This window comes from Methylophaga sp. UBA5088, from assembly GCF_002414625.1.
In the GTDB taxonomy this organism is placed as follows: domain Bacteria; phylum Pseudomonadota; class Gammaproteobacteria; order Nitrosococcales; family Methylophagaceae; genus Methylophaga; species Methylophaga marina.
Map to the genome: position 1 here is coordinate 18,651 of NZ_DIAC01000118.1, position 611 is coordinate 19,261.

1 protein-coding gene is annotated in these 611 nt (G+C 42.7%); it reads right to left on the reverse strand.

The features are described from left to right. Positions 1-611, reverse strand: a 611-nt coding sequence (locus B4K20_RS14825; protein ID WP_289283503.1) for an autotransporter assembly complex protein TamA, incomplete at both ends; no start/stop codon positions are given.

The window sequence follows — 611 nt, forward strand, 5'->3', positions numbered from 1 at the left end:
ATGTGATAATCGGGCATTCGCTTCGAGCCGGTGTCCTCGCTTGTTCACGTAACGGTTTTCCCAGCCAAGACTTAATCTTGCACCGGTGTCAGTACCGTATCCCAACCCCGCGGTATAAAGTTGTCGAGGTTTTTCTTCCAGGCTGATATCCATAGGCACTAAACCATCATCACGCTCAGCACGATTGGTTTTTACTGAAACAGAATCAAAATAACCACTGTCACTAAGATTCTTTCTTAGCGTTAATGCTTTTGTATTCAGATAGGGTTCACCTTCGGTATATGGGACTAACTTTTCCAGTAATGGCTCACCAACTACCGTGTCTGGAAACAATGTTTGACCAAAGCGGTATCGAACACCTGAATCATAATGAAGATACACGTTGGCGATGTTTTTTGGCACATCGACCTCAACCTCTGATTGAGTCAATTTGCCATCAAAATAACCTCGACTGATACCCAGCGTTAATATCGATTTTTTTGCAGCTTCGTATTTTTGGTGATTAAGCTGCTGGCCTGGCTCTAAGGCAAACGACTTTTTGAGTTTTATAAATTCTGGATCCTCAGCAGCCTCTCCTATAAAAGATAGATCAACCAGAGATAGCTTAATTG